This is a genomic window from Pseudomonas sp. SMSB3 (assembly GCF_052041965.1).
GTDB lineage: Bacteria > Pseudomonadota > Gammaproteobacteria > Pseudomonadales > Pseudomonadaceae > Aquipseudomonas.
The window spans coordinates 63,794-89,802 of record NZ_JBKGGV010000008.1 but is presented as its reverse complement, the minus strand read 5'-3'; the positions used below and the strand labels follow the sequence as shown (position 1 = coordinate 89,802).

Annotated in this window: 20 protein-coding genes and 1 tRNA gene; 10 read left to right on the top strand and 11 right to left on the bottom strand. The window is 63.8% G+C overall.

From position 1 onward, the window contains the following. Positions 1–13: 13 nt before the first annotated feature. Both ACLEJW_RS14670 and acnA read right to left on the bottom strand, forming a co-directional pair. Complete coding sequence (locus ACLEJW_RS14670; RefSeq protein ID WP_145181625.1) at positions 14–1,579, bottom strand: methyl-accepting chemotaxis protein; 1,566 nt, start codon at positions 1,577–1,579, stop codon at positions 14–16. A 223-nt stretch (positions 1,580–1,802) separates the two neighbouring features. Beyond that, positions 1,803–4,544 (bottom strand): aconitate hydratase AcnA, encoded by a 2,742-nt coding sequence (gene acnA / locus ACLEJW_RS14665; RefSeq protein ID WP_440777805.1) that lies wholly within the window; start codon positions 4,542–4,544, stop codon positions 1,803–1,805. A gap of 222 nt (positions 4,545–4,766) precedes the next feature. Here acnA and rlmM point away from each other — a divergent pair, with 222 nt between their 5' ends. The 3 genes from rlmM (at position 4,767) to pdxB (ending at position 7,345) form a co-directional block, all read left to right on the top strand. Then, complete coding sequence (gene rlmM / locus ACLEJW_RS14660) at positions 4,767–5,831, top strand: 23S rRNA (cytidine(2498)-2'-O)-methyltransferase RlmM (RefSeq protein ID WP_440777804.1); 1,065 nt, start codon at positions 4,767–4,769, stop codon at positions 5,829–5,831. Between the two features lie 68 nt (positions 5,832–5,899). Then, positions 5,900–6,142: a sulfurtransferase TusA gene (gene tusA / locus ACLEJW_RS14655; protein WP_145181635.1), complete on the top strand. Its 243-nt coding sequence runs from the start codon at positions 5,900–5,902 to the stop codon at positions 6,140–6,142. Between the two features lie 60 nt (positions 6,143–6,202). After that, entirely contained in the window at positions 6,203–7,345 is a 1,143-nt protein-coding gene (gene pdxB, locus ACLEJW_RS14650; protein ID WP_313301557.1) for a 4-phosphoerythronate dehydrogenase PdxB, read from the top strand. 93 nt (positions 7,346–7,438) lie between these two features. Here the strand turns inward: pdxB and ACLEJW_RS14645 are convergent, their stop codons facing one another. Continuing rightward, positions 7,439–7,627 carry a PA1571 family protein gene (locus tag ACLEJW_RS14645; RefSeq protein ID WP_313301555.1) on the bottom strand — a complete coding sequence of 63 codons (189 nt, stop codon included), beginning with the start codon at positions 7,625–7,627 and terminating at the stop codon, positions 7,439–7,441. Between the two features lie 202 nt (positions 7,628–7,829). On the opposite strand from ACLEJW_RS14645, the gene ACLEJW_RS14640 reads away from it, so the two are divergent. Beyond that, on the top strand, positions 7,830–9,590 hold the full coding sequence (locus ACLEJW_RS14640; RefSeq protein ID WP_440777803.1) for an ABC transporter transmembrane domain-containing protein: 1,761 nt from the start codon (positions 7,830–7,832) through the stop codon (positions 9,588–9,590). Positions 9,591–9,641: 51 nt separating this feature from the next. Here the strand turns inward: ACLEJW_RS14640 and ACLEJW_RS14635 are convergent. Together ACLEJW_RS14635 and ACLEJW_RS14630 are read right to left on the bottom strand one after the other, a co-directional pair. After that, positions 9,642–9,718: transfer RNA gene (locus ACLEJW_RS14635), tRNA-Pro, on the bottom strand. 81 nt (positions 9,719–9,799) lie between these two features. Further along, the gene (locus ACLEJW_RS14630) at positions 9,800–10,021 is read right to left on the bottom strand and encodes a YgdI/YgdR family lipoprotein (protein ID WP_145181644.1); all 222 of its coding nucleotides are present in this window, start codon (positions 10,019–10,021) and stop codon (positions 9,800–9,802) included. Between the two features lie 176 nt (positions 10,022–10,197). On the opposite strand from ACLEJW_RS14630, the gene moaB reads away from it, so the two are divergent. Both moaB and ACLEJW_RS14620 read left to right on the top strand, forming a co-directional pair. Further along, positions 10,198–10,737: a molybdenum cofactor biosynthesis protein B gene (gene moaB, locus ACLEJW_RS14625; RefSeq protein WP_145181646.1), complete on the top strand. Its 540-nt coding sequence runs from the start codon at positions 10,198–10,200 to the stop codon at positions 10,735–10,737. 7 nt (positions 10,738–10,744) lie between these two features. After that, entirely contained in the window at positions 10,745–11,947 is a 1,203-nt protein-coding gene (locus tag ACLEJW_RS14620) for a molybdopterin molybdotransferase MoeA (RefSeq protein ID WP_440777802.1), read from the top strand. Here ACLEJW_RS14620 and ACLEJW_RS14615 read toward each other — a convergent pair. Together ACLEJW_RS14615 and ACLEJW_RS14610 are read right to left on the bottom strand one after the other, a co-directional pair. After that, positions 11,936–13,183: a glycosyltransferase family 4 protein gene (locus ACLEJW_RS14615; RefSeq protein ID WP_313301543.1), complete on the bottom strand. Its 1,248-nt coding sequence runs from the start codon at positions 13,181–13,183 to the stop codon at positions 11,936–11,938. The two genes, ACLEJW_RS14620 and ACLEJW_RS14615, sit on opposite strands and share 12 nt — an antisense overlap. A gap of 51 nt (positions 13,184–13,234) precedes the next feature. Continuing rightward, positions 13,235–14,689, bottom strand: coding sequence for a mannose-1-phosphate guanylyltransferase/mannose-6-phosphate isomerase (locus tag ACLEJW_RS14610; RefSeq protein WP_313301540.1), 1,455 nt, complete (start codon positions 14,687–14,689; stop codon positions 13,235–13,237). 1,764 nt (positions 14,690–16,453) lie between these two features. Between ACLEJW_RS14610 and yegS the strand changes: the two genes are divergently transcribed. After that, positions 16,454–17,341, top strand: a complete 888-nt coding sequence (gene yegS / locus ACLEJW_RS14605; RefSeq protein WP_440777801.1) for a lipid kinase YegS — start codon at positions 16,454–16,456, stop codon at positions 17,339–17,341. Here the strand turns inward: yegS and ACLEJW_RS14600 are convergent. The 3 genes from ACLEJW_RS14600 to ACLEJW_RS14590 all read right to left on the bottom strand — a co-directional run bounded on the left by ACLEJW_RS14600 (position 17,325) and on the right by ACLEJW_RS14590 (position 19,708). After that, positions 17,325–17,984: a response regulator gene (locus ACLEJW_RS14600; RefSeq protein WP_145181659.1), complete on the bottom strand. Its 660-nt coding sequence runs from the start codon at positions 17,982–17,984 to the stop codon at positions 17,325–17,327. The genes yegS and ACLEJW_RS14600 overlap by 17 nt on opposite strands. Then, positions 17,981–18,871, bottom strand: a complete 891-nt coding sequence (locus ACLEJW_RS14595) for a sensor histidine kinase (protein WP_313459582.1) — start codon at positions 18,869–18,871, stop codon at positions 17,981–17,983. The genes ACLEJW_RS14600 and ACLEJW_RS14595 overlap by 4 nt, the downstream gene beginning before the upstream one ends. Positions 18,872–19,189: 318 nt before the next feature. After that, positions 19,190–19,708 (bottom strand): histidine kinase, encoded by a 519-nt coding sequence (locus tag ACLEJW_RS14590; protein ID WP_440777849.1) that lies wholly within the window; start codon positions 19,706–19,708, stop codon positions 19,190–19,192. A 350-nt stretch (positions 19,709–20,058) separates the two neighbouring features. Between ACLEJW_RS14590 and ACLEJW_RS14585 the strand changes: the two genes are divergently transcribed. After that, complete coding sequence (locus ACLEJW_RS14585) at positions 20,059–20,994, top strand: chemotaxis protein CheV (protein ID WP_440777800.1); 936 nt, start codon at positions 20,059–20,061, stop codon at positions 20,992–20,994. Between the two features lie 56 nt (positions 20,995–21,050). Next, the gene (locus ACLEJW_RS14580; protein WP_440777799.1) at positions 21,051–21,854 is read left to right on the top strand and encodes an MOSC domain-containing protein; all 804 of its coding nucleotides are present in this window, start codon (positions 21,051–21,053) and stop codon (positions 21,852–21,854) included. A gap of 52 nt (positions 21,855–21,906) precedes the next feature. On the opposite strand, the gene ACLEJW_RS14575 is transcribed toward ACLEJW_RS14580, so the two are convergent. Continuing rightward, positions 21,907–23,835 (bottom strand): transglycosylase SLT domain-containing protein, encoded by a 1,929-nt coding sequence (locus ACLEJW_RS14575; RefSeq protein ID WP_145181668.1) that lies wholly within the window; start codon positions 23,833–23,835, stop codon positions 21,907–21,909. Between the two features lie 222 nt (positions 23,836–24,057). Between ACLEJW_RS14575 and ACLEJW_RS14570 the strand changes: the two genes are divergently transcribed. Then, complete coding sequence (locus ACLEJW_RS14570) at positions 24,058–25,986, top strand: ATP-binding cassette domain-containing protein (protein ID WP_440777798.1); 1,929 nt, start codon at positions 24,058–24,060, stop codon at positions 25,984–25,986. The last annotated feature ends 23 nt before the right edge of the window (positions 25,987–26,009 follow it).

Here is a 26,009-nt window from a genome sequence, read left to right as displayed (position 1 = left end):
GTTACTGCGCCGATCAGCGGTTGAAACGCTCCACCAGCGAGTACTGGGTGCCCGCAGTGCTGGTCAGCGCTTCGCTGAGCTGCGCCGAGTGCTGCGCCTGCTCGGCGGTCTGGTCGGCGAGATCGGCGATGGTACTGATGTTGCGGCTGATCTCGTCGGCCACGGCGGTCTGCTCTTCGGTCGCCGCCGCGATCTGGGTAGCCATGTCGGTGATATTGGCGACGGCGTCACTGATACCGGCCAGCGCCTGGTCCGCCTGCATCACCCGATCGACCCCTTCCTGTGCCTGACGGTGCCCCGATTCCATGGTCTGCACCGCGTTGTTGGCGGTTTGCTGCAACTTGGCGATCAGGCCGTGGATCTGCCCGGTCGATTCGGCGGTGCGTTGGGCCAGTTGGCGCACTTCGTCGGCGACCACCGCGAAGCCGCGGCCCATTTCGCCGGCGCGTGCCGCTTCGATGGCGGCGTTCAGCGCCAGCAGGTTGGTCTGGTCGGCAATGCCCTTGATCACATCGACAACGCCGCCGATTTCGTCACTGTCCTTGGCCAGTTGGGTGACGGTTTGCCCGGTTTCACCTACTGCCGTCGACAAGCGCTCGATGGCTTCGCGGGTTTCACCGGCGATCTGGCGGCCTTGACTGGTCAGGCGGTTGGCCTCCTGGGTGGCATCGGCCGTGCGCTGGACGTGGTTGGCCACTTCCTGGGTGGTGGCGGCCATCTGATTGACCGCGGCGGCAACCTGTTCGGTTTCCACACGTTGGCGCTCCAGCCCCGAAGAGCTCTGGTGCGCCAGCACATCGGACTGACGCGCCTGCTCGCTCAAGTGCTCGGCGCTGTCCTGCAGGCGGGTGAGGCAGGTTTTCATCCGTGCATCCTGGCTCAGCATGGCCATCTCTAGACGTGCCTGCACCCCGCGGCTGTCGGTATACATCTGTGCGATCAGTGGATCGGAGGTGGTTTGTTCGGCCAGGCGAAGCAGGCGTTTGAGGCCACGCTGTTGCCAACCCAGACCGAGCAGGCCCAGCGGCACCGACAGGGCGGCGGCCAAGGCAAAGCCCCATGAGTGTCCAAGCCAATTGCCGATGAGAAAGCCGATCTGGCTGATGAGGATGAACGGCAGCCAGTCCTGCAGCACCGGCAGCCAGCGATCGCGGCGCGGCACCGCGGTCTTGCCCTGGTTGAGGCGCTGGTACAGTGCTTCGGCGCGGCGGATCTGCTCGGCGCTGGGCTTGACCCGCACCGATTCGAAGCCCACTACCTGGCTGTTTTCGAAGATCGGCGTGACATAGGCGTTGACCCAGTAATGATCGCCGGACTTGCACCGGTTCTTGACGATGCCCATCCAGGGCAAGCCTTGCTTGAGGGTTTGCCACATGTGGGCGAACACGGCGGTCGGCACATCCGGGTGGCGCACCAGGTTGTGCGGCGCGCCAGTCAGCTCTTCACGGGTGAAGCCGCTGATTTCCACGAAGGCATCGTTGCAGTAGGTGATCACACCTTTGGCATTGGTGGTGGAGATCAACCGTTGGTGGGCAGGGAAAGTCCGTTCCCTCTGGGTAATCGGCTGGTTGTTACGCATGAGCTCAGTAGTCCGCAATCCGCAAGGCTTTCCACTGATATCGGCATCATGAACGCTTTGTTGAATGGATATTTGCCGGCGTTGATCTAAGGCAACTGGCCATCATCCAGTCTGGCGTAATTAGTAAAGATTTTTACGTGCACGATCGTTGCATTTTGAAACATTTAGAAGCAGATCGAGCGGCGCATGAGCGCCGCTCGATCCTTGCCAACCCGAGGCCTACTCAGCCTTGGATCATTTGCCGCAGCACGTAGTGCAGGATGCCACCTGCCTTGAAGTATTCCACTTCGTTGAGCGTGTCGATCCGGCACAGCACTTCGATCTCTTCTTGCTGGCCGCTTTCGCGGGTAATGCGCAAGGGGAGGGTCATTCCCGGTTTGATCTGCGCGCCGTCCAGCCCTAGCACATCGATACGCTCCTTACCGGTGAGGCCCAGCTGCTTGCGGTCGTTGCCGGCCTTGAACTGCAGCGGCAGCACCCCCATGCCCACCAGGTTGGAGCGGTGAATGCGCTCGAAGCTCTGTGCCAGTACCGCCTTGACGCCAAGCAGGTTGGTGCCCTTGGCCGCCCAGTCGCGACTGGAGCCTGTGCCGTACTCCTGACCGGCGATCACCACCAGCGGCGTGCCTTCGGCTTGATAGCGCATGGCGGCGTCGTAGATCGACAGCTTTTCGCCGCTCGGTACATAGAGGGTGTTGCCACCTTCCTCACCGCCCAGCATTTCATTGCGGATGCGGATGTTGGCGAAGGTGCCGCGCATCATCACTTCATGGTTGCCGCGGCGCGAGCCGTACGAGTTGAAGTCGCGAGGCTCCACGCCTTTCTCGCGCAGGTAACGTCCGGCCGGGCTGTCGGCCTTGATATTGCCTGCCGGCGAGATGTGGTCGGTGGTGACCGAATCGCCGAGCAGGGCAAGAATCCTGGCGCCGTGGATATCGGCGATGGGCGGCAGTGGGCCCGCGATGTCGTCGAAGAAGGGTGGATGCTGGATGTACGTCGAATCGTCCTGCCAGACGTAAGTGGCAGCTTGCGGAACCTCGATGGCTTGCCACTGCTCATCGCCTGCGAAGACTTCGGCATATTCCTTGTGGAACATGCGAGTTTCGACCTTGGCCACCGCCTCGGCAATCTCCGCCTGAGACGGCCAGATATCGCGCAGATACACAGGTTGGCCGTCCGTGCCGGTGCCCAGGGCATCACGGGTCAGGTCCACGCGCACACTGCCGGCCAGGGCGTAGGCGACCACCAAGGGCGGCGATGCCAGCCAGTTGGTCTTGACCAGTGGGTGCACGCGGCCTTCGAAGTTGCGGTTGCCTGAGAGCACCGAGGCCACAGTGAGATCGGCCGTGCCGATGGCGGTTTCGATCGCTTCGTCGAGCGGGCCGGAGTTACCGATGCAGGTCGTGCAGCCGTAACCGACCAGATCGAAGCCCAGTTCATCGAGGTAGGGTGTCAGGCCTGCGGCCTGGTAATACTCGGTGACCACCTTGGAGCCGGGGGCGAGCGAAGTCTTCACCCAAGGCTTGCGCTGCAGGCCCTTTTCCAGGGCTTTTTTCGCAACCAGTCCTGCTGCCATCATCACGCTGGGGTTGGAAGTGTTGGTGCATGAGGTGATCGCCGCGATCACCACAGCGCCATCGCGCAAGGTGTAGGTCTGGCCTTCGTGGTCGTAGTCGATTTCACCTGCCAGGTCGGCGTTGCCCACGGCCACGCCACCGCCGCCCTCGCTTTCCAGGCGGCCCACTTCCTTGGCCAGCGGTTTGGGCTGCAATTCGATGAAGTGATCGAAGGCCTGGCTTACCGCGCCCAGGGCGACGCGGTCCTGTGGCCGCTTGGGCCCGGCCAGGCTGGCTTCGACGTCGTTCATGTCGAGCGCCAGGGTATCGCTGAAGACCGGCTCCTGGCCGGACAGGCGCCACAGGCCCTGGGCCTTGCAGTAGTGCTCGACCAGGGCGACGGTTTGCTCAGGGCGGCCGGACAGGCGCAGGTAGTCCAAGGTTACTTCATCAACGGGGAAGAACCCGCAGGTCGCACCGTACTCGGGGGCCATGTTGGCGATCGTCGCGCGATCGGCCAAGGGCAGCTCGGCCAGGCCATCCCCGTAGAACTCGACGAACTTACCCACTACGCCTTTCTTGCGCAGCATCTGCGTGACGGTCAGCACCAGGTCAGTGGCCGTGATGCCTTCGCGCAGCTTGCCGGTGAGCTTGAATCCGATCACCTCTGGAATCAGCATCGACACCGGCTGGCCAAGCATAGCCGCCTCTGCTTCGATACCGCCCACGCCCCAACCGAGCACGCCCAGGCCGTTGATCATGGTGGTGTGCGAATCCGTGCCGACCAGGGTGTCGGGGAATGCGTAGGTGCGCCCGTCGGCTTCGCGGGTCCAGACCGTGCGCCCCAGGTATTCCAGGTTGACCTGGTGACAGATGCCGGTACCCGGCGGAACCACGCTGAAGTTGTCGAAAGCGCTCTGGCCCCAGCGCAGGAAGGCATAGCGCTCGCCATTGCGCTGCATTTCGATGTCGACGTTTTCGCTGAATGCTTGTGGCGTGGCATAGCGATCGACCATCACCGAGTGGTCGATCACCAGGTCCACTGGCGACAACGGATTGATGCGCTGCGGATCACCACCGGCCTTGGCCATGGCGGCGCGCATGGCGGCCAGGTCGACCACTGCCGGGACCCCGGTGAAGTCCTGCATCAGTACGCGTGCCGGGCGGTACTGAATCTCGCGATCGGAGCGCCGCTCCTTGAGCCAGCCGGCCAGGGCGTGCAGGTCGTCGGTGGCGACGGTCTTGCCATCCTCCCAGCGCAGCAGGTTTTCCAGCAGGACCTTGAGCGACATGGGCAGGCGCTGCAGGTCGCCCAGCTGTTGGCCAGCGGCGCTGAGGCTGTAGTAATGGTAGGTGCGGTCGGCGACCTGCAGGGTCTTGAGTGTGTTCAGGCTATCGAGCGAGGGCATTGCCAACTCCTTGTGCAGCGGGGCCTGGCTCTGCTCATGGAGGCCAGTGCCACCGCTTCGTTGCGGCCCGCACGGCACGGGCCTGGCTGAGTGGTCAGGGTAGTCGGCTTTGACCCCCCTGACTTTCTTCTGGACCGGCGGGGCGTGTCGCTGGTTCCGATCTTCCTTTATCATCGCCGCCCTGCCGGCGCCTGTGGCGCGCCAGCCGTAGTGGAGTGAGAGATGAATACCCTGTTCATGCATTGCCGGCCCGGTTTCGAGGGCGAGGTCTGCGCGGAGATCAGCGAGCACGCCGCCGTGCTCGGTGTGGCCGGCTATGCCAAGGGCAAGGCGCAGAGCGCTTGTGCCGAGTTCGTGTGCGCCGAGGCCGAGGGCGCCGAACGGCTGATGACACAATTGCGTTTCGCCCAGTTGATCTTCCCCCGACAGTGGGCGCGCGGTGGCTATATCGAGTTGCCGGAAAGCGATCGCATCAGCGTGTTGCTCGAGCACCTGGCCGCAGGCCCGGTGTTTGGCAGCTTGTGGCTGGAAGTGGTGGACAGCAACGAGGGCAAGGAGCTGTCGACCTTCTGCCGCAAGTTCGAAGTACCGCTGCGCAAGGCGCTGGAGAAGGCCGGACGGCTGGTCGACAACCCCAGCCTGCCGCGTCTGCTGCTGACGTTCATCAGCGGCAGGCGGGTGTTCGTCGGCATGGCCGAGGCGGCGAACAGTGCCTTATGGCCGATGGGTATCCCGCGGCTCAAATTCCCCCGCGAGGCGCCCAGTCGTTCGACCCTCAAGCTGGAGGAGGCCTGGCACCAGTTCATCCCGCGCGAGCAATGGGCGCAGCGCCTGGACGGCGACATGACCGGCGTCGACCTCGGCGCTTCGCCCGGCGGCTGGACCTATCAACTGGTGCGCCGCGGCATGCTGGTGACTGCCATCGACAATGGGCCGATGGCCGAGAGCCTGATGGACACCGGCCTGGTCCAGCACCTGATGGCCGATGGCTTTACCTGGCAGCCCAGGCAGACCGTCGACTGGATGGTCTGCGATATCGTCGAGAAGCCTGCGCGTACCGCGGCGTTGATCGAAACCTGGCTCGGCGAAGGCCTGTGCCGGGAAGCGGTGGTCAACCTGAAGCTGCCGATGAAACAGCGCTACGCCGAGGTGCGTCGCCTGCTCGAGCGCATGGAAGCGACGTTCAAGGCGCGCAAGGTCAAGGTCTCGATCGCCTGCAAGCAGCTCTACCACGATCGTGAGGAAGTCACCTGCCATTTGCGCAGGCTCGATCTCAAACCGCGCTGAGAACGGGCGCCCGCCCCTTGGTGCGGGCGCTGCGATGCGCCACAATAGCGATCATTTGCGGAGCCACCATGACTGACTTCACCCCCGATGCGACCCTCGACGCCACTGGCCTGAACTGCCCGGAGCCGGTGATGATGCTGCACCAGCACGTGCGCAACCTGGCCGCAGGCGGCCTGCTCAAGGTCATCGCCACCGACCCCTCGACCCGCCGCGACATTCCCAAGTTCTGCACCTTCCTCGGCCACGAACTGCTGCAGCAACAGGAAGAGGCCGGCACCTTCCTGTACTGGATTCGCAAGAAAGCCGACTGAGCCGCGCTGGAACCGCCCTGCGTCAGCGCCTACACTGCGCTGCCCAGACAGGAGAGCGCCATGCTGATAGTTGCCGACGAGAATATCCCGCTGCTCGATGCCTTTTTCGCAGGTTTCGGCGAGATCCGCCGTTACCCGGGGCGTGGGCTCGATGCTGCCAATGTCAAGGACGCCGACGTGCTGCTGGTGCGCTCGGTGACCCAGGTCGACCGGCAATTGCTCGAGGGCAGCCAGGTGCGCTTCGTGGGTACCTGTACCATCGGCACCGATCATCTCGACCTCGACTATTTCGCCCAGGCAGGCATCCAGTGGAGCAGCGCGCCAGGCTGCAACGCGCGTGGCGTGGTCGATTATGTCCTTGGTAGCCTGCTGACCCTGGCAGAGCTTGACGGTGTCGAGTTGTCGGCCCGCACCTATGGCGTGGTCGGTGCGGGCGAGGTGGGTGGCCGCCTGGTGCGGGCACTGCGCGGTCTGGGCTGGCCGGTGCTGGTCTGCGACCCGCCGCGCCAGGGCGCAGAAGGTGGCGACTTCGTCAGCCTGGCGACGATTCTCGAACAATGCGACGTGATCAGCGTGCATACCCCGCTCCAGCGCGACGGTGAGGATCCGACCTGGCATCTGCTTGGCCAGGCTCAGCTGGGGCAACTGCGCACCGGCGCTTGGTTGATCAACGCCAGCCGTGGCGCGGTGGTGGACAACACGGCGCTGCGCGAACTGCTGCTCGAGCGCGACGACGTGCATGCGGTGCTTGACGTGTGGGAAGGCGAACCCCAGGTCGACCTGCAGCTGGCCGATCTGTGCACCCTGGCCACGCCGCATATCGCTGGCTACAGCCTCGATGGCCGGCAACGCGGCACCGCGCAGATCTACCAGGCCCTGTGCCGTTTTCTGCAGACGCCTGAGCAGGTGCAGCTGGCCGATCTGCTGCCGCCTGCGCCGCTGGCACAGATCGAGTTCGATGCCAGCGCAGCGCCTGGCTGGGCCATGGCCACACTGTGCCGCGCCGTCTACGACCCACGCCGCGACGATGCCGATTTTCGCCGTAGCCTGAGTGACGACGTGGCTGAGCAGCGGGCAGCCTTCGATCGCTTGCGCAAGCATTACCCGCCGCGGCGGGAAATCGAAGGGCTGGCAGTACGCGTGCGCGGCGAAGCGCCGCAGTTGGAGCAACTGGTCAACGCCTTGGGTGGGACGCTGACCTGAGGCTGCGCACTTAGGCGCGGCGCTGGCAAGTTTGGGGGCCGCTTAGCGGCCCCGGCGCACTTGAAGTGAAGCGCATCGGTCGCCGTCCATGGATCAAGAGATCCGCGCGTTGTCCTCGCGCGCTTTCTGTGCGCGGCTGGCTTCGAGGTCGTTACAGGCGCGCTGGATCATCTGCTCGGTGATCTCGATCTCGCGGCCCTGGGCGTCGATGATCGAGCCACAGGCATTGGCCTGGGGACGATTGTGCGGTTTCACGGTGTCGCTGCCATGTTGCAAGCTCATTGCGTAGCTCCTCGTCAGTGTCAGGCTCAGGTTAACCCTGAGTCATGAAGCGGCTGTTACAGAAATTTACGGGCACCAAGGCAACGCCCAGTCGACCAGAAACCTCGGGAAACCTCCAGTCGCCTGTTAGAACGATGAGCTATAGCGATGCTCCCCTGTGATGAATGCTAGGCTGCAACTCTTACTTCAATGGGCCTGCGCAATGCCTGACCTACCCGCATCCCCCAAACGCCGCGCCTTGGTACTGGCCTGGCGGTTCATGCGCCCCTACCGACGCCAGGCGTTACTGGCACTGCTGGCGCTGGTGGTCACCGCCGCCATCACGCTGTCGATGGGTCAAGGCATCCGCCTGCTGGTGGATCAGGGATTCACCACGCGTTCGGCGCACCAGCTCAATCAGACCCTGGGCCTGTTCGTGGTGCTGGTGCTCGCCCTGGCAGCCGGTACCTACAGTCGCTTCTACCTGGTGTCGTGGATTGGCGAGCGGTGCGTCGCCGATATCCGCCGTGCAGTCTTCGATCACCTGATCGGCTTGCACCCCGGTTTTTTCGAGGACAATCGCAGCGCCGAGATCCAGTCGCGCCTGACCGCCGACACCACCTTGCTGCAGTCGGTGATCGGCTCATCGCTGTCGATGTTCCTGCGCAATGCACTGATGGTCATTGGCGGTATCGTTTTGCTGTTCATTACCAACCCCAAACTCACCAGTATCGTGGTGGTGGCGCTGCCCTTGGTGCTGGCGCCGATCCTGGTGTTTGGCCGACGCGTGCGCAGCCTGTCACGCCAGAGCCAGGACCGGGTGGCCGATGTTGGCAGTTATGTCGCCGAAACCCTGGGGCAGATCAAGACCGTGCAGGCCTACAACCATCAACCGCACGACCGTGAGTTGTTCGCGGGCACGGTCGAAGCGGCATTTGCCGTGGCCCGCCGCCGTATTGCCCAGCGGGCCTGGCTGATCACCCTGGCCATCGTGCTGGTGTTGGGCGCGGTCGGGCTAATGCTGTGGGTCGGCGGCATGGACGTGATAGAAGGGCGTATTTCAGCGGGGGAGTTGGCGGCGTTCGTGTTCTACAGCCTGATCGTCGGCAGTGCCATCGGCACTGTCAGCGAAGTGCTTGGGGAGTTGCAACGGGCAGCCGGCGCGGCTGAGCGCATTGCCGAGCTGCTTGCCGCGCGCAGCGCAATCGTGGCGCCAGCACAGCCCCTGGCGCTGGTGCAGCCGGTGCGCGGCCACCTGGCACTGCGCGGGGTTTCATTTGCCTACCCGTCGCGCCCGACGGTGGCGGCGATCAATCAACTGAGTCTGGTCATAGAACCGGGCCAGACGCTGGCGCTGGTCGGACCCTCGGGGGCAGGCAAGTCGACCCTGTTCGACCTGTTTCTGCGCTTCCATGACCCACAGCAGGGCGAAATCTTGCTCGATGGCCAGCCAATCAGGCTGCTGCAACCGCAGCAATTGCGCCAGCAATTCGCCCTGGTGGCGCAGCATCCGTCGCTGTTTCGTGGCAGCGTGGAAGCCAATATCCGCTACGGCCGCCCTGACGCCAGTTGGGCCGAGGTCGAGGCTGCAGCACGCAGCGCGCATGCCGATGAATTCATCCGGCAACTGCCACAGGGCTATCAGACCCTGCTGGGCGAGGGCGGGGTAGGGTTGTCGGGCGGGCAGAAACAGCGCCTGGCGATCGCCCGGGCGTTGCTGGTCGATGCACCGATCCTTTTGCTCGACGAAGCCACCAGTGCCCTCGATGCGCAAAGCGAGTACCTGATCCAGCAGGCGCTGCCGAGTTTGATGGCCGGGCGCACGACATTGGTCATCGCGCACCGGCTGGCCACCGTGCAGCACGCCGACCGCATTGCGGTGATCGACAATGGTGAGGTGGTCGCCATCGGCACGCACCGGCAATTGCTCGAACAAAGCCCGTTGTACGCGCGGTTGGCGCATTTGCAGTTCAGCGCAGGGTAGGGTTCCAGACAACGCAAAGCCCGCGCGAGGCGGGCTTTGCGTTATGCATGATGGTCGGAGAGACAGGATTCGAACCTGCGGCCTTCTCGTCCCGAACGAGACGCGCTACCTGGCTGCGCTACACTCCGATGAGCAAAATCCTACTGCAAGGTTTTTTGCCGTGCAAGCCGCCGCAGGGCAGCGGCTCGAGGGCACTTGCCAAGCTCGGATCAGAGCTCCTTGACGGTACGGACCTGGTCCTTGTTCAAGCGCGTACGCTTGCCGTCGAGCTGTTCGAATTCATAGAAACCGGAGTCCTCGTCAAATGAGGGGGTATCCACTGCCTGGATTTCGCGGCCGTCGTTCAGGGTGATGACGGTCGGCGAAGCGCAGCCGGCGAGGGCGCCAAGGCCCAGGGCAAGCAGGAAGGCGGGAAGGGTCCGTTGAATCATCGTGTTTCTCCAGTGCGATGGTGCTAGGTGACTGTAAGACGCAGCGCGTCCACGCAAGTTCCTCATACACTCCAGCATAGCGGCAATCGCAGCCTATTGACCCAGGTCGTGCAAATACGGCCTGCGCAGTCGGTGTGATATAACTGCGACCATTCTGTATACCTGCGACGGACACTATGAAAGCCAAGGCCGATACTCCCTTCGTGGCGCTGAACATTGCCGTGCTCACGGTCAGCGACACCCGTACGTTCGACACCGACACCTCGGGGCAAACCTTCGTCGACCGCCTGACGGCTGCCGGTCACACCCTGGCAGCCCGTGAATTGCTCAAGGACGATCTCTACAAGATCCGCGCCCAGGTCGCCGCCTGGATTGCCGACGACACGGTGCAGGTGGTGCTGATCACCGGCGGCACTGGGTTTACCGGCCGCGACAGCACGCCGGAGGCCGTCGCCTGCCTGCTGGATAAACAGGTCGAGGGTTTTGGCGAGCTGTTCCGGCAGATCTCCGTGGCCGATATCGGCACCTCCACCGTGCAATCGCGTGCGCTCGCGGGGCTGGCCAACGGCACCCTGGTGTGCTGCCTGCCAGGTTCGACCAACGCGGTGCGCACCGGTTGGGACGGCATTCTGGCCGAGCAGCTCGATGCCCGCCATCGGCCGTGCAACTTCGTGGCCCACCTCAAGCAGGTGGCGGCCTGCGACAGCCGTGGCTGAGGCGTCTATGACGCAGCCACTGCTGCCGGTCGAAGCGGCCCTGGAGCGCTTGCTGGCCTTGGCCGAGGCGGCGCCGATCGAGCAGACTGAGCAGGTCGCGCTGGGCGATGCCGAAGGCCGCGTGCTGGCCACCGACCTGATCGCCAGCCTCGACTTGCCGCCCTGGCCGAACAGCGCCATGGACGGCTACGCCGTGCGGCTGGCCGATCTGCACGCGCAACCCTTGATCGTCAGCCAGCGGATCTTCGCCGGGCATGCACCTGCGCCGTTGCAGCCTGGTACCTGCGCACGAATCTTCACCGGCGCGCCAATGCCGGCCGGTGCCGATTGCGTCGAGATGCAGGAAAACACCGAAGTGCTCGACGATGGGCGCGTGCGTTTCCTGCAGCCCTTGCGTGTCGATCAGAATGTGCGTCCGCAAGGTCAGGAAACCCGCAAGGGCGAAACGGTGATGCTGCGTGGTACGCGGCTGGGGCCAATCGAGCTGGGCCTGGCAGCGACCCTTGGGCATGCCTACCTGCCGGTGGTGCGGCGGGTGCGGGTCGCCGTGCTGTCGACCGGTGACGAGCTGGTCGAGCCGGGGTTGGCGCTGGGGCCTGGGCAAATCTACAACAGCAACCGGCGTCTGCTGGTGAGCTGGCTGCAGCGGCTGGGCTGCGAAGTGCGCGACTTGGGCATCCTCCCTGACGATCTGCCGCGCACCCGTGAATGCCTGGCTGGCCTCGGCGATGTCGACCTGATCCTGTCCACTGGCGGGGTCTCGGTGGGCGAGGCCGACTACCTGGGCGCGGCCCTGCGGGAGGCGGGCGAGCTGGCGTTGTGGAAGCTGGCGATCAAGCCTGGCAAGCCGCTGACCTTCGGCCATTACCAGGGTGTGCCGGTGATCGGCCTGCCCGGCAACCCGGCCTCTACGCTGGTGACCTTCGGCCTGCTGACGCGGCCCTACTTGCTGCGCCGCCAGGGCGTGACCGAGGTAGCGCCACTGCGCTTCGAAGTGCCTGCGGGGTTCGCCTGGAACAAGGCCGGCAGCCGCCGCGAGTACCTGCGCGCGCGGCTCGACAATGGCCAGGCGCACATCTACAAGAACCAGAGTTCGGGGGTGCTGCGCAGCGCCGCCTGGGCGCACGGCCTGGTCGAGGTGCTGGAAGGCAGCACACCGCAGATTGGCGACAAGGTCTGGTTCATTCCGTTGAGCGAACTACTCGGCTGAGCGCCCCAGCCACGCCCCTGGCCCCTGCCGCAGGTGCGCGGGGGCGGCTTGGGTCAAGCGCATGTGCACCGTCTCCAGTTGCTGGGCCGCCACGCGCCAGTCGTGCCGGCTGCGCGCCAGCGCCCGCCCGGCCTCGCTCAGTTGGCTCATGCGCCACGGTTGGTTGAGCAGTTGGGTAATGATCAACGCCAGTTGGTCACCGTCGTTGCTGCCCAGGTAATTCAAGCCATGATTGGCGGCCAGGCCCGAGACACCTTTATCGGTGCTGATGACCGGCAGGCCGGCAGCCATGGCTTCGAGAATCTTCACCTTCGAACCGCCGGCATAGCGCAGTGGCGCGAAGAACACCGCGCACCGGCGCTGCAACTCACGCAGATCGGGACGATAGCCGACCCATTCGATCCGCGGGTCATTCCAGCGCAGCTTCCAACTGCTCGGCAAGGCGTGTCCGGCGATGGCCAGACGCACCGCAGGATTGCTTAGCCATACCTGCGGCAGGATCTCCTCCAGGGCCCACTCGATGGCCTCGGCATTGGCGGCATATTCGAAATTGCCCACGAACAACAAGCGTTGGCTGTGCAGCGCTGGCTGTACATCCTGATAGAAGTCGCAGTCCACGCCATGGACCACCACGTTGACTGCCCGGCCGCTGATCTGGCTGATCAGCTCGGCATCGTGCTGACTGACCGCCACCACTTCGGTCGGTTGGCGCAGCACACGTTGCTCCCAGCGGCGATAGCGCCAACGGTCGAAGGCGTTGAGCGGGCGCAGCCACAGCGGCAGACGGTCATGACAGACTGCACCGCTGACCGACTCCAGGTTGTGCTCGCTGAGCATGTAGGGCAACTGGCGCGCCTGCAGGGCTTTCTCGAACGGCTGGAAACTGTAGCTGTGCTCGATCTGGATCACGTCCCAGGGTTCGTCCAGCAGCTGCTCGAAGCGGTGTCTCAGCCCCGGCGCCAGCCCGTTGATGATCGCACGCATGGGGTAGTCGATGATCGGCGAGGCCAACAGGTTCAACGGGCTGTGCAGCGCGCGCCGGGGCAACACGATCAGCCGCTCGAGCAGTGGCTCGAGGGCTTGGCGGGCAGCGTCGCACAAGGGGATTTTCGACTGCACCAGCAGGGTGATGCGGTGACCCTGCTGCGCCATGGCGCGCAGCAGGTGGTATTGCCGGGTCTTGCTGCCACTGGTGGTGGGCCAGGGCAGGTAGGGCAGAGTCCAAAGGATGCGCATGACCCGGAATCCTCGTCAAAGGCCGTGGACAATAAACGCGTCCGCCGGCCGCTAGCCGATGGCGGGGGCCGGGACGCGTCCATAGATATCAGTAAAGCGCACGATATCGTCTTCGCCCAGGTATTCGCCGCTCTGCACCTCGATCATCACCAGGTCGATGACGCCGGGGTTGGTCAGGCGATGGGTGCGGCCTGGCTTGATGAAGGTCGACTCGTTGGTGTCGAGCAAAAATTCTTCTTCGCCGTTGGTCACGCACGCCATGCCGCTGACGATGATCCAGTGCTCGCTGCGGTGGTGATGCATCTGCAGCGACAGCGATTCGCCCGGGCGTACCATGATGCGCTTGATCTTGAAGCGCGGGCCTTCCTCGAGCACGGTGTACATGCCCCACGGCCGGGTGACGGTGCGGTGCAGGCGGTAGGCTTCATGACCACGGTGCTTGAGCTGCTGGGCAATCACCTTGACCTCCTGGCTGCGCGCGGCATCGGCGATCAGCAGGGCGTCAGGGGTGTCGATGACGATCAGGTTGTCCAGGCCAACCGCGCCGACCAGACGCTTGGGCGAGTCGATGTAGCAGTTGGTCACATCGTGCAGCACCGCTTCGCCGTTGCAATGGTTGCCAGCGTCGTCGGTGTGGCGCAGTTCGCGTACTGCCTCCCAGCTGCCGATATCGCTCCAACCCAGCTCGCAAGGCACTACGGCGACCTTCTCCGAGCGCTCCATCAGGGCGTAGTCGATGGAGATGTCTTCAGCCAAGGCGAAGCTCTCCGGGTCCAGTTCGACTTGCAGGGCCTTGGCGCCTTCCTTGCTCGCGCTCTGTTCCAGGCAGCAGGTCACGCAGGCCAGCAGTTCCGGGGCATGGGCCTGCAGTTCGGCCAGTACGGTGCCAACCCGCAGGCAGAACATGCCGGCATTCCACAGGTGGCGGCCACCTTCAAGGTATTCACGAGCGGTCAGCGCATCGGGTTTTTCCACGAAGCTTGCGACCTGATGCGCGTGGGCGTTGATCGCTTGACCCTGTTCGATGTAGCCAAAACCCGTCTCGGCGCGGCTGGGCAGCAGACCAAAGGTCGCCAGCCAGCCGTCGTTGGCCAATTGCCGGGCGTGCTCGACAGCCGTGGAGAACGCCTCGGCATCCTGGATCAAGTGATCGGCCGGCAGCACCAGCAGCACGCTCTCCGGGCCGTAGTGCTTGGCGCAGTGCAGGGCCGCTGCGGCAATGGCTGGGGCAGTGTTGCGGCCACTGGTTTCGAGCAGGTAGTCGATGGCCAGATTGCCGGGATTGACCTGGCGGAATTCGTCCTGGGTGCGGAAGAACACTTCGCGATTGGTGACCGTCAGCACGCGCTCGACACCGTCCAGGGCCGCCGCGCGGGCGAAGGTTTTCTGCAGCAGGCTCTGGCCGTCGGGCAGGCGCATGAACGGCTTGGGCATGGCCTCTCGGGAAACTGGCCACAGGCGTGTGCCAGCACCACCAGCGATGATGCAGGGGATCAGAACGCTCATTTCACAGCCTCGACTCTAGGCGCTGGTGACAGCGCGGGGAAGGGAAACGTTGCGACCCGTCACGGTTTTGGCGGCATAAGTCAAAAAAACGACGTATTGCAGCAATTCAATCCATGATGGCCAAAATTTTGTCGATGATGCGCTCGCTGCTCAAAGCTTTCAATGATAATTCTGTGAATTCAGCGTTTTTTTCTGCTCCACCCCGAAACAAGCGTAGGAGCGAGCGCAGCTCGCGATGCGCCGCGCGAGCGGCGCTTGGTATCTCCAACGCTGATGTGCGTCTCGGGGGTGTGGGGATCCGGTTTTTGCTGCAATGGGTAGGGCGGGAGGGTGTTGTTGCCCTTGAGATTGAGCGCCGCCCGCGCGGCGCATCGCGAGCTGCGCTCGCTCCTACGTTTGTTTCGGGCCAGTAACGTCTGTGACAGGCGCGCGCGACCGCTTTGTTGGTACGACGCGATATCGCGCCATGCGCCAAGGCGTACGCGCGCAAACCCCAAACGTAGGAGCGAGCAAAGCTCGCGATGCGCCGCGCGAGCGGCGCTCGATCTCCCTATCGATGATGTGCGTCTGGAGGGGTGTCGGAATCCGGTTTTTGCTGCAATGGGTAGGGCGGGAGGGTGTTGTTGCCCTTGAGATCGAGCGCCGCCCGCGCGGCGCATCGCGAGCTGCGCTCGCTCCTACGTTTGTTTCGGGCCAATTATTCCTGTGGCATTTGCGCGCGACCGCTTTGTTGGTACGACGCGATAGGGCGCCATGCGCCAAGGCGTACGCGCGCAAATCTCCAAACGTAGGAGCGAGCAGAGCTCGCGATGCGCCGCGCGAGCGGCGCTCGATCTCCCTATCGATGATGTGCGTCTGGAGGGTGTCGGAATCCGGTTTTTGCTGCAATGGGCAGGGCGGGAGGGTGTTGTTGCCCTTGAGATCGAGCGCCGCCCGCGCGGCGCATCGCGAGCTCTGCTCGCTCCTACCGTTTGTTTCAGGCCAATAACGTCTGTGACAGGCGCCGCGATCGCCTTGTTGATACGACGCGATAGCGCGCCGTGCGCCAAGGCGTACGCGCGCAAATCCCCAAACGTAGGAGCGAGCGCAGCTCGCGATGCGCCGCGCGAGCGGCGCTCGATCTCCCCAACGCTGATGCCCGTCTAGAGGGTGTGGGGATCCGGTTTTTGCTGCAATGGGTAGGGCGGGAGGGTGTTGTTGCCCTTGAGATCGAGCGCCGCCCGCGCGGCGCATCGCGAGCTGCGCTCGCTCCTACGTTTGTTTCGGGCCAATAACGTCTGTGACAGGCGCGCGCGACCGCCTTGTTGATACGACGCGATAGCGCGCCATGCGCCGAGGCGTACGCGCGCAAAATCCCAAACGTAGGAGCGAGCAGAGCTCGCGATGCGCCGCGCGAGCGGCGCTCGATCTCCCCAACGCTGATGCCCGTCTCGAGGGTGTGGGGATCCGGTTTTTGCTGCAATGGGCAGGGCGGGAGGGTGTTGTTGCCCTTGAGATCGAGCGCCGCCCGCGCGGCGCATCGCGAGCTCTGCTCGCTCCTACGTTTGTTCCGGGCCAGTAACGTCTGTGACAGGCGCGCGCGACCGCCTTGTTGATACGACGCGATAGCGCGCCATGCGCCAAGGCGGACGCGCGCAAATCCCACAGGAATAATTGGGGCCAGCGCGATGGCGCCACGATCGGCTGTTTTGCGCGCCGTGTGCAGCATTCCGGCGTTCTGCGTGGTCGAGATCAGGACTGAATGATCGTGAGGGAGAAATTGTCATGTCAGAGCGCAAGGCAATGTTGATTCTGCATGGCAAGCAGGCCATGAACGAGGCGGTGCGCGAGGCCGTGATGGCCATGCGCGGGCGCGGCTGTCAACTGGATGTGCGTGTCACCTGGGAAGGGGGCGATGCTCAGCGTCTGGTGAGCGAGGCCCTGGCAGACGGTTACCGGCAGGTCATCGCCGGTGGCGGGGACGGGACCCTGCGCGAGGTCGCCGAAGCCATGGGCAAGGCGCGTACCGAAGCCAGCCTTGCGCTGTTACCTCTGGGTACGGCCAATGATTTCGCCAAGGCCGCTGGCGTTTCGCTGGAGCCAGCCGAAGCCTTGGCACTGCTTGAGCTGCCCGCGCGGCCGGTCGACCTCGGCCAGGTGGGCGATCAGTTGTTCCTCAACATGGCCACCGGCGGGTTCGGCAGCCAGGTCACCGCCAGCACCTCGGAAGATCTGAAAAAAATGCTCGGCGCTGCCGCCTACCTGTTCACTGGACTTTCACGCTTCAGTGAATTGCAGGCCGCCTCGGTGCAAGTGTCCGGACCGGGTTTCGATTGGCAGGGTGACCTATTGGCGCTCGGCATCGGTAACGGTCGCCAAGCCGGCGGCGGTCAGGCCCTGTGCCCGGAGGCGCGGGTCGATGATGGCTTGCTCGATGTCGCCATCTTGCCTGCACCCGTGGAGATGGTCGGTGCACTGCGTGACCTGCTCGGCGGTGAAGGCTTGTTCGTGCGCACCCGCTTGCCGTGGGTGGAAATCAAATGCTCCCAGGGCCTGGACATCAACCTCGATGGCGAGCCGTTGAAAGCTGACAGCCTGCGCTTCGAGGCACGGCCATCAGCGCTGCGTCTGCACCTGCCAAGTGACTCACCGCTGCTCAGTCATCCAGGCTGATGATCTTTTCGCGCACGGCGAACAACACCAGGCCCGCCACGTCGTAGATCTGCAGGCGCTTCATGACCTGCGAGCGATGGGTTTCCACGGTCTTGATCGACAGGCCCAAGCCTGCGGCGATCTCGCGCGTGGATTTGCCGCGCACGATCAGCCGCAGGATTTCGATCTGGCGGGCCGTCAGATTATGTCGGTCGACCGTCGCTTGCTTGCCGCCATGGCTGCGCATCAGCGCCTGGTTGATCACGGTGTGGGCGATGGCCGGGCTGAGGTAGCGCTCGCCATTTCGCAAGGCGGTCAACGCCTGCTCGAGCTCGGTGGCCGTGGCATCCTTGAGCAGGTAGCCATGGGCGCCGCTTTCCAAGGCGCGCATGATCAGGTCCGGATCGGTGTGCATCGACAGGATCAGCACATTGCAGGTATGCCCGTTGGCGCGCAGTTGCGTCAGGGCATCCAGGCCGCTGGTCGAGCGCATCGAGATGTCCAGCAGGACGATGTCCGGTGCCAGTTGCCCGACCCTCTCCAACAATTGGTCGCCATCGTCGGCCTCGCCGATCACCGTGTAGCCGGGAATGTCGCCGACCAATGCTCGAACGCCGGCCCGAATCAGCGAATGATCGTCCACCAGCAGCAATCTACAGGTCATGATCGAGCGGGCGTCCTGGCGCGTTCATGCGTGCGTGGCGGCCAGGGAAACACGACCTCGATGCGCGTGCCGCTGCCCGGCTGACTGTCAATGACCAGGGCGCCATTGTGCGCGGTGGCCCGCTCGCGCATTCCGGCCATGCCGCGCTGGCCAACCGCTGCCGGATTGGCGGCAGGCGTGAAGCCTAGGCCGTCGTCCTGAATCGACAGCCCCAGCCCGTCCGCACGACGTTCGAGGCGGATGACGAGGTTGCTCGCCTGGGCATGGCGCAGCACATTGGTGACGGCCTCTTGCGTGATACGAAACGCTGCCATGGCGACCTCCTCGTTGATGCCACCCAGGCGCTGTTGGCATTCAAGGCTCCAGTGCAGCTCGGTGCTTTGCAGGGTACGTACCAGGTGAGCCCGCAGGCAGGCTTCCAGGCCCAAGCTGGCCAGCTGCCTGGGATTGAGCAGCGCAGTGACATTGCGTACTTTGCCCAGGGTGTCTTCAAGGGTGTGGCAGACACCCCCACAGTGCGCCTGCAGGTCGTCTGGGACCCGCCGTTGCAACCACTGCAGCTGCAGCTTGGCGGCGGTCAGCAACTGGCCGATGTCGTCGTGCAATTCGCGGCTCAGGTGCTGGCGCTCCTGTTCCTGCACCTTGAGCATCCGCCCAGCCAACTCTGCCGGACGCAGGCTGATGGACCTGGCGCCCTGGCTCATGTACCCGCCAACACCCAGAGTGGCGAGCAGCTGCAGCGCCAGCAGCCAGGCAGGCAGGGTATGCTCAAGCACCACCACGGTCAGATTGGCCAGCAACGAGGCCACACACAGCAGCGCCGTCGCCCAGCGCAGCAAGGTAACGCGCGGGCGGCGGCGCAGAGATTTCTTCAAGCGTGGGAACATAAAATGAAAAGCCACTGAAGTCTTGCTGATTGAGGCCATGCACAACGCTGGCAAACCAGCCCCTGCGCGTTATTTAGAGTGCTGAGCTGGCTTAGTTAGCGCGCATGTTAACACTTTGCCACGCGTTGGTCGCGGCACAGGGTAGGTGTAAACCTCAGTATTTGCGGGGCGCTGAATGGGTTTGTTGACAACGACCCAATGTAACGAAATATCGCCGGCTATATCACCAGATGTTGCTGCATGTTAATTAAACGAAGCGCGCTCAAGTGCGGCTTTACCAACTAACACCAGATTACATGTTGTACGAGCGTCGCCGGGTTAGCGATTGTTTTTACCAAGCCAGCTGGCAACGTCTGTGACCAGGTCGGGATGGGTTGCGCCCGTTGAATGAGCACACAGTCGACCTTGCTCGGTGCAAGACGCACACGTTTGCGGCAGTGGCTGATCAAGGGCTTCTGCCAGCTCTCTGAGCAATGCGCTCTGCTCGCCGTTTTCCAGAGCCAGGCGGCCAGTGCGTCTATCGACCAGCTCCAGTTGCCACGCCAGCAGGATCAAGCAGGCATTGAGGATTGGCAAGGCGCCGTTGTTCAGCCGTCGTTGCTGGCACGCTGGTGCCAGTAACTGATGCAGCACGCTGGCATAGTGGGCGATTTCCGGCAAACCCAAACTGTCGGCGCGGCGCGCCAGGGTGGCCAGTACATGGTTCAGGCACTGACAGGCATCTGCATCGTTAGCGATCAACTCCAGATGCTGCAGGCATTCCTGGGCCTGGGTCAGCAACACCTGAGCATCCAGCAGGAAACCCTGCACCGTGTCGTATGACGCCGTGCCGTCCATCATGCCGTTCCTGCGCGTTGCGCGGGAGAGATTGACGGCCACGCCTTATCGATCGCTAGCAAAAGCCTGACTCCATTCATGCAGTGAGAATGGCGTCACAATAATGGCTAAAGGATATCGCGAACATCAGGTTGCACCTGATTGCCTCTAGGGGTTTCCCTGAGAGCAGTGCAGTCCGCTCGGCGATTGCTGGCCCATCACAAATAGACCTGGCGGCAGTAAAGCATGATGTTATTGTGATATCAATTGCCCTTCGGGCGTTTTTCACCCCGGGGTCAAGATGCCCGACCAATGGCCGATACAGGGCCGTTCAGTTCTTTTTTTTCACTACCAACCCAGGGGGTTTTCCAATGGCTGGCATTCTTGACACAGTCGACCAACGCACACAGCTGGTGGGTGAGAACCGCCTGGAAATCCTGATGTTCCGACTGGCCGGCCGTCAGTTGTTCGCGATCAATGTGTTCAAGGTGCAGGAGGTACTGCAGCTGCCGCGCCTGGCGCTGATGCCGCAACGCCATGCGTTCGTCTGTGGCGTGGTCAACCTGCGGGGTCAGACCCTTCCGGTGATCGACCTGTCCCAGGCCATTGGCATGCGCGCGCTGCAACCGGGGCCGGACAGCACCATCATCGTCACCGAATACAACCGCTCGGTGCAGGCGTTTCTAGTGGGTGGCGTGGATCGCATCGTCAACATGAACTGGGAGGCGATCATGCCGCCGCCCACCAGCGCGGGTCGCCAGCACTACCTGACCGCCATCACCAAGGTCGATGAGCAGTTGGTGGAGATCATCGACGTGGAAAAGGTCCTGGCCGAGATCGTGCCGTACAACGCTCGGGTATCGGGCGAGAAACTCGCCGACCCGGTGCTGGCCCGTGCTCGCGGGCGCGAAGTGCTGCTGGTGGACGACTCCAGTGTGGCCCTGGCGCAGCTGCGCGATACCCTCTCGCAGTTGGGCGTCAAGCTGCATGTGGCCAGCGACGGCCTCAAGGCGTTGCGCATGCTCAAGGGCTGGGCCGATGCCGGTGAAGATGTCTGCGAAAAGCTGCTGATGGTGTTCACCGATGCCGAGATGCCTGAGATGGACGGCTACCGATTGACCACCGAAATCCGCAATGACCCTCGTCTGCGCGGGCTCTACGTGGTCCTGCACACATCGCTGTCGGGCAGCTTCAACGAATCGATGGTAAAAAAAGTCGGCTGCGACAACTTCCTCTCCAAGTTCCAGCCCGACCGTCTGGTCGAAGTGGTCAAGCAACGCCTGTTGCTCGACACCAGCAACGCGTGATCCAGCCAGCGGCCAGGTATAAGCTTGTGCTTTGAGTTGGCACGAGGCGCGCAGGGATGGTTCTCAGTGAGTTGTACCGGTATCCGGTGAAGTCGGGGCAGGCCGAGCGTTTGCAGGCATCCGGCGTGGGCCTGTTGGGCCTTCAGGGTGACCGGCGCTGGATGGTGGTCGAGCAGGACAATGGACGTTTCCTCACCCAACGGGCCTGGCCGCAGTTGAGTCAGTTGCAGGCCAGCAACAGCGCCGCTGGAGGGCTGCTGCTGCAGGTGCCGGGACAGGCGCCGCTGAGCGTGCCGGTGCCCGATGCCGATACTGCGCTGCGGGGTGTGACGTTGTGGCGCGACACCTTGCGCGTGCCGGACGCCGGAGACGAGGTGGCTGCCTGGCTGTCGCAGTGGCTAGGCAAGGCGGTGCGCCTGGTGCACTGTCCCGAGCAGCGTGCACGGTATCTGCCCAGCGGCTATGGCCTGAACAGTGATCGCGCGGCATTTCCGGACGGCTTTCCCTTGCTGCTGGTAGGACAGGGCTCGGTGGATGACCTCAGCCGCCGGGTTGGCCGACCGATGGAAGTACTGCGCCTGCGGCCCAACCTGGTGGTTGCGGGCGCTGCGCCATTTGCCGAGGACGGCTGGAAGCGCATTCGCATCGGCACCCTGGAATTCCGCCTGCTCAAGCCAAGCGTGCGCTGCATCTTCACCACGCTGGACCCTGCAACCGGCGCGCGCAGCGCCGACCGCGAGCCGTTGAGCACCTTGAAAACCTACCGGGAGAAGGACGGCGACATTCTGTTTGGGCAGAACCTGGCGGTCGATGGCGAAGGGTGGCTGGAAGTCGGTATGAAGGTCGAAGTCCTGGCGTGAGCCAGGACGTGGGCAGGCCTGCACGGGCAATGCCGGTGCAGGCCTGCAGCGGTTACATGTCGTCGAAGTAGCGCTCGTGCCAGTCCACCAGCGGCTGTGGCACGTTGAGCTTCTGCCCGTAGATCACCGAGTACGACAGCACGTTCTGCACGTACTGACGGGTCTCGTCGAACGGAATCGACTCCACCCACACGTCGAAGCTCAGGTGCTTGGCGCCCTTGAGCCACTGGCGAACCCGACCCGGCCCTGCGTTGTACGCTGCCGAAGCCAGAACACGGTTGCCGTTGAACTGACCGTGCACCTGGCTCAGGTAGGCCGCGCCGACCTGGATGTTCTTGTCCGGGTTGAACATCTGCTGGGGCGAGGCCAGGGGGATGCTGAACTTGCGCGCAGTTTCCTTGGCAGTGGCCGGCATCACCTGCATCAGGCCACTGGCACCGACGCTGGAGCGGGCATCTTCCATGAAGGCACTCTCCTGACGCGTAATGGCGAACACCCAGCTCGAATGCAGCCCCCGCACCTTGGCCTCACGCACCAGGGTGTCGCGGTAGGCCATCGGGAAGCGCACTTCCAGATCATCCCAGTACTGCGCCTGGCTGATGGTGCGGATGGCTGGGAAGTACCAGCGCATGTCGTAGGCCAGGCGCGCCTGCGCGACCATTTCGTCGCGGCTGAAGTGACGGCTTACGTGGTACCACTCGCGGCGCCCTTCGACGATCTGGCCACGTGCATGAAACTCCAGCGCGCGGCGGATGCCAGGGGCGTTGCGCACCTTGTTGACCAATTGCGGGCTCAGGACCAGCGGCCGGTTGTTCAGTTGGTAAGGGGTTTTCGCCCGATCGGCCGCCAGGAAGCCGTAGAAGTCGCGCTCGCGAGCGACGTTCTTGTACAGCAGCGGAATCTGCGGGTTGTTCGGCTGCGCCAGCTCCAGGCTGCGGGCCTGCCAGTACTTCCAGCGGTTGCTGCTGGCCAGGTCCTGGGGCAGGCGTTTGGTCAGCTCGTAGACGTCTTCCCAGCGGCCCAGGCGCAGCAGCAAGCGCAGGCGCCACTCACTGACGGTGTTGTCGCGCAGCTCCGGGTCATAGCGCGTCATCAGGTCGAGCGCGCGTGGGTCGTAGCGGCGTGCCAGGGTCAGGCCGATTTCGCGGGCAATGGCAACTTTCTCGTCGCGCGAGAAGTGCATGCGTTGGGCATAGTCGTCGAGCAGCGCCATGGCCCGCTCCGGGTCCTGACGGGCCAGACGCCGCAGGCCCAGGCTGACGACATCGGACATGGCCTCGTTGACCGGGGTGAAACGCGACGGCTGATTGAGCAGCTCAGGCTTCTGCGCGACGTCGATGAGCAACTTTCCCTGGGCGCCGAGTGTGGTCAGGCCCTGCACCAGGCTGTTGGCCAGCGGATAGTTGCGCGCCTGGGCGGCAAGCTTGGCGCGGTTCCAGCGTCTGGCTTCGGTCAGTTGCCCTTCGGCGGCCCACATGCCGAACAGGGTATCGCACGCGGCCGGTTGTGCCTTGCCGACGTTCCACAGTTTTTCGGCGCTGGCAAAGCCCTCGGCGCGCTGGCCGTGGCTGAGTTGGTACTGGCCGTTGAGGCAGTCGAGCTCGGTGAAGTTGAGCTTGGGATCGTAGTACTTGGCGAAGGTGTCCCATTCGCCGCGTTCGGCCAGCCAGCGCAACCAGCGCAGTTTCATCCAGTTGGCCTGAGGCAGGTCGCCGTGCTTGGCCAGAAACGCTTCGATCTCCTGGTTGCTGGCGCTTTTCAGGCGCGCGGTCAGTTCGTCGTAGGCCAGGTACGGCGTCAGCGGGTAGTCGCTCAGCGCCTGGGCATAGCGCAGGTATGGGCCCTTGTCGCCCTTGGCCAGCGCGCGCTTGGCTTCGTCGTAGTATTGGCGTTGCTGGGAAAGCTCGATGGCTTGCGCGGCACTGGCGGTGGCGGCGCTAAGCAGCAGGCATGAAGCAATTTGTAACAGGCGGCTGCGCATGATACGTCCGGGCAGTTGAACCATGGGGCAGTGGCGGCCAGGCCGACACGATGAGGATCCGATTGCCCTAGCTTAGCCGTTTGCCGGCGACCGATGATAGCGCTGTGCTTGTAACCAGCCATTTACCGCGACCGGGCGTCGCCGCGACGCTCGGCAGCCGGCAACGTGATGCCCGCAACGGCCAAGTCAGGTAGAATGCGCGCCCGCTTTCTGGAGACGAACATGACCCTGCTCAAATTCAGCGATGTGTCCCTCGCATTCGGCGCGATGCCGCTGCTGGACAAGGTATCCTGGCAGATCGCCCGTGGCGAGCGGGTGTGCATCATCGGCCGCAATGGCACTGGCAAATCGAGCATGTTGTGCCTGGTCAAGGGCGAGCAGAAGGCTGACGATGGCGAGATCTGGCGCGCGCCGGGGCTCAAGATCGGCGAATTGCCGCAAGAGCTGCCGGTGGCCGATGAGCGCACCGTGTTCGATGTGGTCGCCGCAGGTCTGGACGGCGTCGGCGAGTTGCTGGCCGAGTTCCACCAGCTGAGCCAGAACATTCAGGGCGACGACGACCTGGAAAAACTCATGCACGTTCAGCACGAACTGGAAGTGCGTGACGGCTGGCGCCTGCAGCAGGTGGTGGAAAGCACCCTGAGCCGCCTGCAGCTGCCTGCCGACAAGACCCTGGCCGAGCTCTCGGGCGGCTGGCGCCGGCGCGTGCTGCTGGCCCAGGCCCTGGTTTCCGAGCCCGATCTGCTGTTGCTCGATGAGCCGACCAACCACCTGGACATCGGCGCCATCGCCTGGCTCGAAGAAGCGCTCAACGGATTCAACGGCGCCGTACTGTTCATCACCCACGATCGCTCCTTCCTGCAGAACCTGGCCACGCGCATCCTCGAACTGGACCGCGGTGGCCTGATCGACTGGAATGGCGATTACGCCAGTTTCCTGGTGCACAAGGAAGCCGCGCTGGCTGCCGAAGAAACCGCCAATGCACTGTTCGACAAGCGCCTGGCCCAGGAAGAGGTGTGGATCCGTCAGGGCATCAAGGCCCGTCGTACCCGTAACGAAGGCCGGGTGCGTGCGCTCAAGGCCTTGCGTGTCGAGCGCGGCGAGCGTCGCGAGCGCCAGGGCAAGGCCAACATCCAGATCGAGTCCGCCGAAAAGTCCGGCAAGCAGGTCATGGTGCTGGAGAACGTCAGCTTCGCCCATCCCGGCGGTCCACTGCTGGTCAAGGACTTTTCCATGGTCCTGCAGCGCGAAGACCGCATTGGCCTGCTCGGCGCCAACGGCACCGGCAAGACCACCTTGCTGAAGATGATGCTGGGCGACCTGGAGCCCACCGCTGGCAAGGTCGAGCGCGGCACCAAGCTGGAAGTGGCGTATTTCGACCAGATGCGCCACCAGCTGGAGCTGGAAAAGACCGTCATCGACAACCTCGCCGAAGGCCGTGACTTCATCGACATCGACGGCCAGAGCCGTCATGTCCTGAGTTACCTAGGCGACTTCCTGTTCAGCCCGCAGCGTGCGCGCACGCCGGTCAAGGCCCTGTCCGGTGGCGAGCGCGCGCGCCTGCTGCTGGCCAAGCTGTTCAGCAAGCCAGCCAACCTGTTGGTGCTCGATGAGCCGACCAACGACCTGGACGTCGAAACCCTGGAGTTGCTCGAAGAGGTGCTGTGCAACTACAAGGGCACCGTGCTGATGGTCAGCCACGACCGTGCCTTCCTCGACAACGTGGTCACCAGCACCCTGGTGTTCGAAGGGCAGGGCAAGGTCCGCGAATACGTCGGGGGTTACGAAGACTGGATCCGCCAGGGCGGCTCGCCGAAGCTGCTCGGCGTGGCCGAAAGCAAGAGCGGCAAATCCGAGCTCAACAGCGCGGTCGTCGAGAAAACCGCCGAACCGGCTGCGCCTGCGGCGACGGCGCCAGCGGCGGACGCCACGAAGAAAAAGCTCAGCTACAAGCTGCAACGTGAGCTGGAAATGCTCCCTGGGCAGATCGATGCCCTTGAGCAGCGCATGGCCCAAGCGCAGGAAGAAGTCAGCGCTGCCGGTTTCTATCAGCGCCCAATTGCCGAAACCTCGGCAGTCCTGGCCAAGATCGAAAAGCTGCAGGGTGAACTGGACGCGCTGGTCGAGCGTTGGGCTGAGCTCGAAGGTTGATCAGCTGGGCCGGCCTGTTCGCG

Bases quoted from the DNA above. Each gene is read 5' to 3' on its own strand.
- ACLEJW_RS14585 (WP_440777800.1), top strand. From the start codon at position 20,059: ATGGCTGGCATTCTTGACACAGTCGACCAACGCACACAGCTGGTGGGT.
- ACLEJW_RS14670 (WP_145181625.1), bottom strand. From the start codon at position 1,579: ATGCGTAACAACCAGCCGATTACCCAGAGGGAACGGACTTTCCCTGCC.
- ACLEJW_RS14590 (WP_440777849.1), bottom strand. From the start codon at position 19,708: ATGGACGGCACGGCGTCATACGACACGGTGCAGGGTTTCCTGCTGGAT.
- rlmM (WP_440777804.1), top strand. From the start codon at position 4,767: ATGAATACCCTGTTCATGCATTGCCGGCCCGGTTTCGAGGGCGAGGTC.
- ACLEJW_RS14610 (WP_313301540.1), bottom strand. From the start codon at position 14,689: ATGAGCGTTCTGATCCCCTGCATCATCGCTGGTGGTGCTGGCACACGC.
- ACLEJW_RS14570 (WP_440777798.1), top strand. From the start codon at position 24,058: ATGACCCTGCTCAAATTCAGCGATGTGTCCCTCGCATTCGGCGCGATG.
- ACLEJW_RS14645 (WP_313301555.1), bottom strand. From the start codon at position 7,627: ATGAGCTTGCAACATGGCAGCGACACCGTGAAACCGCACAATCGTCCC.
- ACLEJW_RS14620 (WP_440777802.1), top strand. From the start codon at position 10,745: ATGACGCAGCCACTGCTGCCGGTCGAAGCGGCCCTGGAGCGCTTGCTG.
- yegS (WP_440777801.1), top strand. From the start codon at position 16,454: ATGTCAGAGCGCAAGGCAATGTTGATTCTGCATGGCAAGCAGGCCATG.
- ACLEJW_RS14600 (WP_145181659.1), bottom strand. From the start codon at position 17,984: ATGACCTGTAGATTGCTGCTGGTGGACGATCATTCGCTGATTCGGGCC.
- ACLEJW_RS14630 (WP_145181644.1), bottom strand. From the start codon at position 10,021: ATGATTCAACGGACCCTTCCCGCCTTCCTGCTTGCCCTGGGCCTTGGC.
- moaB (WP_145181646.1), top strand. From the start codon at position 10,198: ATGAAAGCCAAGGCCGATACTCCCTTCGTGGCGCTGAACATTGCCGTG.
- tusA (WP_145181635.1), top strand. From the start codon at position 5,900: ATGACTGACTTCACCCCCGATGCGACCCTCGACGCCACTGGCCTGAAC.
- ACLEJW_RS14615 (WP_313301543.1), bottom strand. From the start codon at position 13,183: ATGCGCATCCTTTGGACTCTGCCCTACCTGCCCTGGCCCACCACCAGT.
- ACLEJW_RS14580 (WP_440777799.1), top strand. From the start codon at position 21,051: ATGGTTCTCAGTGAGTTGTACCGGTATCCGGTGAAGTCGGGGCAGGCC.
- ACLEJW_RS14595 (WP_313459582.1), bottom strand. From the start codon at position 18,871: ATGTTCCCACGCTTGAAGAAATCTCTGCGCCGCCGCCCGCGCGTTACC.
- ACLEJW_RS14575 (WP_145181668.1), bottom strand. From the start codon at position 23,835: ATGCGCAGCCGCCTGTTACAAATTGCTTCATGCCTGCTGCTTAGCGCC.
- acnA (WP_440777805.1), bottom strand. From the start codon at position 4,544: ATGCCCTCGCTCGATAGCCTGAACACACTCAAGACCCTGCAGGTCGCC.
- ACLEJW_RS14640 (WP_440777803.1), top strand. From the start codon at position 7,830: ATGCCTGACCTACCCGCATCCCCCAAACGCCGCGCCTTGGTACTGGCC.
- pdxB (WP_313301557.1), top strand. From the start codon at position 6,203: ATGCTGATAGTTGCCGACGAGAATATCCCGCTGCTCGATGCCTTTTTC.